Below are 5,015 nucleotides of genomic sequence, written 5' to 3' on the forward strand. Positions count from 1 at the left end.
GGTGGTGCGTACAACGAAAAGCAGTATCAGCATTGCCGACCCTGACGGGGGGCGAAACATCCGACTGAAGGGAGCCATCTATGAGCAGTCTTTTAACGCTGGCGAAGGACTTAGAGCAGCAATCGAAAGCGCAGCAGAAGAGTACCGGCGAGATGCTGAAAGCCGCATTCAGCGAGCACGAGCAGTCTGTCAGAGCGGAACTGAACGCAAGCGCGAGGAGAATCAGCGACGCCATCAGCGCCCACGAGCAGAGTATGAGCGAGGCGATGGAGAAAAACCGGCGGAGCGTGTTGCTGACGGCCGGGAGGACATGGCTCACCATCCTGATGGTGTCAGCGCTGCTGATCGCCACGAGCGGGAGCATTCTGTGGTGGCAGGGACGGCAGATAACCGACAATTACACACATCTTCGTCAGCAGGAAGATACCCTGGCGAAAATGACCGCCCGGACGTGGGGAGTACGCTATCAGGAGAGCAACGACGGCCGGAGGTTCCTTATCCTGCCGCCGGGGATGCAAGCCGAAGCCATCCCCTACGACGGGACGACCTGGATCCGCCTGAAACAGGAGTAGCGGAAAATGACAGAGCTGGAAAAGCAGTTGCTGAGCGCATTAGAGCAGCTACAGCAGGACTACTCGCAAAGGCTGGACGAATGGGAGAGCGCCTTCGCGGAATGGCGGAGCATGTGTGGACTTATGCAACGGGAGAACGCGGTGCTGAACGAGCGCGTGTCGGACTTGAGCACGCAGGTGCTGAGTTTAAGCGAGCAGCTGCGCCGCTTGTCCGGGAACTGAATGCCATCGAGGAGAAGGCTGCACTGGAGTATCAGCGTCAGAACGAGCTGGAGCTGACGCTCCGACAGAAGCAGAAGAGTTTCGATGGTCCGAAGATGAGGTGACAGCCCGCACGAAGAAGGGCTCATCGCGTTCCTGCTAAATAGGCTGACTACCGGAATGGTAGTGACTTATCCCGGAGGAAGTGATGAAAATTCTCAACGTTATTGAAGCCCTGCTGAACTGTTTTTACCTGGTGATGGAGCTGTGTGAGTTGCCGGAGAGGCATTTGCCGGTTTTTAAGGCGTTCGCGCTGATTTTAGTGTGACTTTACGCTGCATGCATCTGGCTGCATGACTATGCATCAGTGTAATATCCAGCGGCTGCGTTTTTGGTGTTTTTTCGTCATGTCTGTCGCCACTTTCTCGCGTCTGGCACCGGAAACGCAGCCAACCCCGTTTCTGCGGTGCGGGCAAGGGGTGTTATGTTAAAAGCCGAGGTCTGGCGGATACGGAAAAAATTATGCCGGCCGGGCTTATGCCCGCGGCAATCCGGCCGATACTTAAATTATCCTTCACAAAGGATGTGCTGCGATCCAGGCAGTTGAGTGTTTTCCGGCTCCCGGATGTGAGCCATTTTTTTGCCTTCTGATGCCTGTTAATGCATGCGGAGCTGCGCTGGTTCTTCCAAGATTGATAGACGCCAGCTTCTCTGCTGGAGCCGGCGGATTTGCCGTAAATATGAACATTTTCTTATTGTTCAGCCCGCTAAAGATGGCGGGTTTTTTACGCGTGAAATCCGGAGCCGGACATCATGCCGGCATGGCTGAAGAGCGGGCTTTTTCCCGCCCTGTCGCAGTAATATATAACGCTACATAAGGAGTAGCCGATAACCATGGCAGTACTTACATTATCCGGGCAATCTGATTCATATGTTTTCACTTAAAAATATGTTCTCCCTGAACCTCCAGCGATCAGCCATTTCGTATGACGCAATTTGTCAGAATAAGCCTGTCATTGAGTTCAGTCCGGAGGTGGTGATAAATAAAGCCAGCCCGCTTTTTCTCTCCACTATGGGGTACAGGGCTGATGAAATAATCGGTCACCACCATCGTATATTCTGCCCGCCCTCGCTGGTAAGTTCACCGGAATACAGCCAGTTCTGGCAGCGCCTTGCCAGGGGAGAAAGCTTTAGTGGCAAGTACCTGCGGCTGGCAAAGGGAAATCGTTCCGTATGGCTTGAAGCCAGTTATATCCCCGTTTCTGACAGGCGCGGCCGTGTTATCAGAGTCATTAAAATTGCTGCCGATATTTCTGAGCGCGTGCATTCTGCTCTTGAGCAGGAAGCAGTCGTAAATGCCATAAACCGTTCTATGGCCATCATCACCTTCAATCCTGAAGGGATCGTGCTTGAAGCAAATGAAAATTTCGTCAATGCCACTGGCTATAAGCGGGATGAAATCATAGGTAAGCATCATCGTCTGTTCTGTGCCGAGACGCTTTACAAAAGTGATGAATACCGACATTTCTGGGAGAGTCTGAATCAAGGTGAGTTTTTTTCTGGTCTGTTTCCACGCCTTAACCGTCAGGGAGACCCTCTGTGGTTCCGTGCAACTTATAACCCTGTCTTTAACAGTGATGGGCAGCTTTATAAAATTGTGAAATTCGCTACAGATGTTACGGCTGATGTCCTGCGAAACCAGAGAGAGCAAGAGGCTGCTGTGCATGCATGGGATATGGCCGTGCAGACCCGAGAAAGTGCGCAGAACGGTGCCAATGTTATTGAAAATAGCATCCTTATGATTGACAGAATTGCGCAGGGGATGGGGGCTGTCTCCACCGATATCTCACGGCTCAACAATCAGTCTGAAAGTATTGACGATATGGTGGAAACCATCCGGAAGTTTGCCATGCAGACAAGACTTATTGCACTGAATGCCGCGATTGAAGCAGCAAGGGCTGGCGCATCCGGAAGAAGTTTTGCGGTTGTTGCCGCAGAAGTGCGTAATCTTGCGGCGAGCGTCAGTAGCGCGACTGAAGAAATTGAGCAAGTCGTGGCCAGCAATAGTCAACTGGCCAAGGATGTTCTCTGTGGCATTGAAAACAGCCTGATGAACACTCGGGAAGGGGTTACACTCATGCGCGAAGCGGGTGAAGTTATGACCAGCATTCAGAGGAATGCTGCAGGGGTTGAGACTGCGGTTAAGGATGTCGCCATTTCAGTTAAAGCCGGATAGGCCATGGTGCATATCCCCATATCTGTCGAACATCACAGATGATCTTCTTGAGATCCTTTCCGTTGCGTCGTAATCTCTTGCTCTGAAAACGAAAAAACCACCCGGCAAGGTGGCTTTTTCGAAGGTTCGCAAGAGTTGAAGCTCTTTTGAACCGCGGTAACTGGCTTGGAGGAGCACAGTCACCAAAACTGTCCTTTCAGTGTAGCCTTATCGCACCCGAAACTTCAAGACTCTCCTCCTCTAAACCTGTTACCAGTGGCTGCTGCCAGTGGCGCTTTGTCGTGTTTTTCCGGATTGGACTCAAGTTGATAGTTACCGGATAAGGCGCAGCGGTCGGACTGAACGGGGGGTTCGTGCATACAGTCCAGCTTGGAGCGAACTGCCTTCCCGGAACTGAGTGTCAGGCGTGGAATGAGACAAACGCGGCCATAACAGCGGAATGACACCGGTAAACCGAAAGGCAGGAACAGGAGAGCGCACGAGGGAGCCACCAGGGGGAAACGCCTGGTATCTTTATAGTCCTGTCGGGTTTCGCCACCACTGATTTGAGCGTCAGATTTCGTGATGCTTGTCAGGGGGGCGGAGCCTATGGAAAAACGGCTTCGCCGCGGCCTTATCGCTTCCCTGTTAAGCTTCTTTCTGGCATCTCCCAGGAAATTTCCGCCCCGCCTGTAAGCCGGTACCGCTCGCCGCAGCCGAACGACCGAGCGCAGCGAGTCAGTGAGCGAGGAAGCGGAATATATCCTGTATCGCATATTCTGCTGACGCTCCGCTGCTGCATTTTTCTCCTGCCACATGAAGCACTTCACTGATATTCGCATCCGTGCCAACATAGTAAGCCAGTATACACTCCGCTAGCGCTACGTGACTGGTTCAGGGCTGCGCCCCGAAACCCGCTAACAGCCACTGACGCGCCTGCGGCTTGTCCAACCCCGCGCCGACCGGGAAAGGTTTTCCCGCCCGTCCCGGGGTTATCAGGAGACTGTTTTGTCAGAGAAACGGAACAAGATGCTCACCATGTGGGTGACGGAGGATGAGCACAGGCGGCTACTTGAGCGCTGCGACGGCAGGCAGCTGGCGGCGTGGATGCGGCAGACCTGCCTGGACGAAAAGCCGGCTCGTACCGCAAAACTTCCTTCGATCTCGCCGGCGCTGCTGCGCCAGCTTGCCGGTATGGGCAACAACCTGAACCAGATAGCCCGCCGTGTTAACGCCGGCGTCGGTACCGGTCATGACCGGGTGCAGATTGTGGCGGCGCTGATGGCCATCGATGCCGGGCTTGAGCGGCTGCGGCACGCCGTTCTTGAGAAAGGAACGGACGATGATCGTTAAATTTCATCCACGCGGTCGCGGCGGTGGCGCCGGGCCGGTGGACTATCTGCTGGGTAAAGACCGGCAGCGTGAAGGCGCCAGCGTCCTGCAGGGGAAGCCGGAAGAAGTCCGGGAGCTGATCGACGCGTCGCCTTACGTGAAGAAATACACCTCCGGCGTCCTGTCGTTTGCGGAGGCCGATCTGCCTCCCGGCCAGCGGGAAAAACTGATGGCCAGCTTCGAGCGGGTTCTGATGCCCGGACTTGATAAAGATCAGTACAGCATTCTGTGGGTGGAGCACGAGGACAAGGGGCGTCTGGAGCTGAACTTTCTGATCCCCAATACCGAGCTGCTGACCGGCAGGCGGCTCCAGCCGTACTACGACCGCGCCGACCGGCCGCGTATCGATGCCTGGCAGACCATCGTGAACGGCAGACTGGGGCTGCACGATCCGAACGCGCCGGAAAACCGCCGGGCGCTGGTCACGCCGGCCGGACTGCCGAAAACGAAGCAGGAAGCCGCAGAAGCCATCACCCGTGGACTGCTGAGCTTAGCCTCGTCCGGGGAGCTGAAAAGCCGTCAGGACGTCACTGAGGCTCTTGAAGGTGCAGGTTTTGAGGTGGTGCGTACAACGAAAAGCAGTATCAGCATTGCCGACCCTGACGGGGGGCGAAACATCCGACTGAAGGGAGCCA

The 5,015-nt window shown here is 54.9% G+C and carries 5 protein-coding genes; all 5 read left to right on the forward strand.

From position 1 onward, the window contains the following. The first annotated feature begins 80 nt into the window (after positions 1-80). The gene (locus C6A40_RS24435; protein ID WP_016355729.1) at positions 81-572 is read left to right on the forward strand and encodes an MbeB family mobilization protein; all 492 of its coding nucleotides are present in this window, start codon (positions 81-83) and stop codon (positions 570-572) included. Between the two features lie 6 nt (positions 573-578). Beyond that, positions 579-794, forward strand: coding sequence for an MbeD family mobilization/exclusion protein (locus C6A40_RS24440; protein WP_000137422.1), 216 nt, complete (start codon positions 579-581; stop codon positions 792-794). Positions 795-1,704: 910 nt separating this feature from the next. Next, on the forward strand, positions 1,705-3,009 hold the full coding sequence (locus C6A40_RS24445) for a methyl-accepting chemotaxis protein (protein WP_114191461.1): 1,305 nt from the start codon (positions 1,705-1,707) through the stop codon (positions 3,007-3,009). A gap of 987 nt (positions 3,010-3,996) precedes the next feature. Next, a complete protein-coding gene (locus tag C6A40_RS24470) occupies positions 3,997-4,341 on the forward strand; it encodes a MobC family plasmid mobilization relaxosome protein (protein ID WP_032976203.1) in 345 nt (114 codons plus the stop codon). Next, positions 4,331-5,015 (forward strand): plasmid mobilization relaxase MbeA (gene mbeA, locus C6A40_RS24475; RefSeq protein ID WP_153064013.1); only part of this gene is annotated, 685 nt, incomplete at its 3' end. The genes C6A40_RS24470 and mbeA, both read left to right, overlap by 11 nt.

Source organism: Enterobacter sp. GER_MD16_1505_Eko_090 (assembly GCF_003331015.1).
In the GTDB taxonomy this organism is placed as follows: Bacteria; Pseudomonadota; Gammaproteobacteria; order Enterobacterales; family Enterobacteriaceae; genus Enterobacter; species Enterobacter roggenkampii.

Bases quoted from the DNA above. Each gene is read 5' to 3' on its own strand.
- C6A40_RS24445 (WP_114191461.1), top strand. From the start codon at position 1,705: ATGTTTTCACTTAAAAATATGTTCTCCCTGAACCTCCAGCGATCAGCC.
- C6A40_RS24440 (WP_000137422.1), top strand. From the start codon at position 579: ATGACAGAGCTGGAAAAGCAGTTGCTGAGCGCATTAGAGCAGCTACAG.
- C6A40_RS24435 (WP_016355729.1), top strand. From the start codon at position 81: ATGAGCAGTCTTTTAACGCTGGCGAAGGACTTAGAGCAGCAATCGAAA.